Here is a 2963-nt window from a genome sequence, read left to right as displayed (position 1 = left end):
TCGAACAGTTTTCAGCCCTGCCGGATAGCGTGGTTGGCATGGCCAATCAGACTCGTTCAGTCAGTTCGACCTCGCCCGCACGCAGGACCCAGTCCGGAGCGCGCGGCGGCAGGAATCGCGCCGACAGGCTCACCTCGCGGCATGCCGACCGGAATCACCGGGGCGGCGGACCCCGTCGCGGGCGGCCCCACAAGTCACATCGTGTGCTTAAGTGGACCCTGGCCCTGTTGGGACTGGTGCTGGTCGCTGGGGCGGCAGCCTTCGCATACCTATATCTGACCACTGAAATCATCCCACCGGAGAAGCAAGCTCTGGCGCAAAAGACAACGGTCTACTATGCGGACGGCACCACCCCCATCGGAACCTATGCCAATCAAAACCGTGAGATCATCGACTGCGCGGTCCTGCCCAAGTATGTAGGCAATGCGGTCGTCGCCTCGGAGAACCGCACCTTCTACAAGGACAACGGCATCGATCTCAAAGGCATCAGCCGAGCGCTCTTGAACAACGTGACCAAGGGCACCCGTCAGGGCGGATCCACCATCACCCAGCAGTATGCCGAGCGCTACTATCTGGGCGAGACTACCTCCTACAAGGGCAAGCTGCGCGAGGCCATTCTTTCCTTGAAGATTTCCAGGACAGAGGATAAAGACACGGTTCTGTGCAACTATCTCAACACCATCTACTTCGGCCGTGGCGCTTACGGGATCCAGGCCGCCGCCCAAAACTACTTCGGCAAGGACGCCAAGGATCTGACCATGCCTGAGTCGGCCATGCTGGCTGGCATCATCCCGGCCCCTACCTCCTGGGATCCGGCGGTCAACCCCAAGCAGGCCGAGTCGCGCTTCCACCGCGTGCTGGCCATCATGGAGGAGGACCACTACATCAGCCATCAGGACCGAGCCGGCGCTCAAATGCCGCAGACCATCAAATACATGCCGCAGAACGTCTACCAAGGACCCAACGGCTACCTGCTGCGCATGGTCCGCAACGAGCTGTCCTCCGGCAAAAAGGCACCCTTCACCGCGGACGACCTAGATACGGGCGGCTACCGGATTATCACCACCATCCAAAAGGACAAGCAGGATCTGATGTTCCAAGTGGCCAGTCCATCCACAGGCAACAAACATCTGCCGCCCACCCTGCAGATCGGGGGGCTCTCGGTCGACCCTAAGACCGGGGCCATCATCTCCCTGTACGCCGGTGACGACTACCTGACCCACCAGCTCAACAACGTGGATCAAGCAACCTTCCAGGTCGGTTCGACCATGAAGGCCTACACGCTCCTGGGCGCCATCCAGGACGGGGTCAGCCTGAACACGGTCTTCAACGGCAATTCACCGCGTACCTTCTCCAGCGTAGGCAAGTCCGTCGCCAACGCCGGGAATGTCAGCTACGGGTACATCAACCTCTATTCCGCATTCGCCAACTCGGTAAACACGGTCTTCATGGACCTGGGCGAACACGTGACCTCACGCAAGATTGCCCAGGTGGCCCACACGGCCGGCATCACCGGGAAGATCGACGATACGACCACTTTTGACACCCTGGGAGTAGACGCCCTCACGGTCTATGACGTGACCCAGGGCTACGCCACCCTGGCCAACGGGGGACAACGACCCAAGTTGCACCTGGTGGCTCAGGTCAAGGATGCCAAGGATCAGGAGCTCTATACGGCTGCAATCCAGTCGGATCAGGTCTTCAACGCCGAACAGGTGGCTCTGCTGCAGAAGGCCATGACCACCACGGTCCAGCGTGGCACTGCATCCTACGCACGTTCCCTGGGGCGGCCCATCGCCGGCAAGACCGGCACGGCCAATGACCAGACGGCCATCTCCTTCATCGGATTCACTCCCTCACTTCTGACCACCTTCGCCATCTGGAACCAGGGGCAGGACGGCAGCGCCCTGAAGGTTCCGGACCGCTATCAAAACGACTTCTATACGGTCCAGCTCTTCACCCAGTACATGAAGTCGGCCCTGGGCAACAGTCCAATAGAGCGTTTCCCAGACGCTGAGGACCATGGCAAGGTCGGTGGCCCAGAAGGCAACTGGGGCAGCGGATCCTGGAAGAGCAGCAATTCGTACAGGCCCAACCGCGGATACTCATATGGATACTCATATGCACCCCAGCAGCGCTACCAGCGCCAGAACTCCGAACAGGGGCAGTCCGGATCCGGCAGCGGCTCGGGGGCTGGTACCGGAGGCGGGACAGAGAACGACAGCAACAGCGGCACCGTGGAGGGCGGCGACAAAGGCAGTACTCAGGGCAATTCCGAGGGTGAACCATCCCAGCAATAAACAAAGCCCAGACAATTTGGCCCGACCCGGGCATAGCTGTGCGTCCGGATCGGACCTGGAGGACTGGTGCAGGGTTTTGAGCCTTCAGCCGCGCTGGAAGCGGTTGAGTGCCGAGATGATGGCCTTGAGGGAGCTGGTAGAGATGGACGAATCGATGCCCACGCCCCAGATCACCCGGGACCTGGCTGGTTCGCCCACCTGGCATTCCACATAGGAAGCCGCCAATGCATCGGTGCCGGCGGTCATGGCATGCTCGGCGTAGTCCAGGACCGAGACGGTCTGATCCAGGGACTTGAGCGCATCCAAGAAGGCCGCGATTGGACCATTCCCATGTCCTTGAACACGCCGCCTCACCTCTGGGTCGCCCGGGGCAAGCCCCCGATCCAGCAGGGTGGCATCAAGAACGGTGTCGGATCCGTCCTCGCCGGAGGTGACTGCAACATTCAGCAGCTTGAAGCGTCCCCACTGGCGCAGGGTCTCGTCGCGCTGATCCGCCATGGACTCGCCGCCGACCACGCTCCCGCCAGCCTCCACGGGCAGGTACTCGTCCTTGAAGAGCCGCCAGATGTCGGCATCTTTGACCTCGCGCTTGGTCCTGTCGGCATAGCTCTGGACCAGCCGTTCGAACTCCACCTGGAGACGCTTGGGCAGGTCCAGATGATG

Annotated in this window: 2 protein-coding genes; one reads left to right on the top strand and one right to left on the bottom strand. The window is 61.2% G+C overall.

Translation table 11 applies throughout. The features are described from left to right. The first annotated feature begins 38 nt into the window (after positions 1-38). Positions 39-2300, top strand: coding sequence for a transglycosylase domain-containing protein (locus AC0AP0_RS11110; RefSeq protein ID WP_490430509.1), 2262 nt, complete (start codon positions 39-41; stop codon positions 2298-2300). Positions 2301-2384: 84 nt separating this feature from the next. Here AC0AP0_RS11110 and AC0AP0_RS11105 read toward each other — a convergent pair. Next, positions 2385-2963: alpha-isopropylmalate synthase regulatory domain-containing protein (locus AC0AP0_RS11105; protein ID WP_490430508.1), on the bottom strand; the 579-nt coding region annotated here is incomplete at its 5' end.

The sequence above is a fragment of the Bifidobacterium sp. POST2/T3 (B1) genome, assembly GCF_058197115.1.
This window is presented reverse-complemented; position numbering and strand designations above follow the sequence as displayed.